Below are 279 nucleotides of genomic sequence, written 5' to 3' on the forward strand. Positions count from 1 at the left end.
TGCGTGAGATGTAGAGTGCCCAATTCTCTGGTTTGCGTCCGATTTCTTCTACTTCATCTAACGCTTTTTTTAATTCCACATCATTCATCGCCGCCACCTCCAATACATGGTGTATCGTTTTATTTTTTCCGGATTCCAAGAGGAGTAACCATTTTTCTAATGGATCCTGTACAGCTTTTTCTAAATCGGTGATACTTTTGCGTAGCTTTGGCATTTCAACAAAGTGAACCTCTAATGCATCCGACAACCGTTCGTGCGTTTGATCCTCAACCACATGAT

At 41.6% G+C, this 279-nt stretch carries 1 protein-coding gene; it reads right to left on the minus strand.

The genetic code is table 11. The features are described from left to right. Window positions 1-279: PD-(D/E)XK nuclease family transposase (locus MM817_RS16665; protein WP_241717194.1), on the minus strand; the 279-nt coding region annotated here is incomplete at both ends.

The organism is Sulfoacidibacillus ferrooxidans (genome assembly GCF_022606465.1).
Taxonomy (GTDB): Bacteria; Bacillota; Bacilli; order Alicyclobacillales; family SLC66; genus Sulfoacidibacillus; species Sulfoacidibacillus ferrooxidans.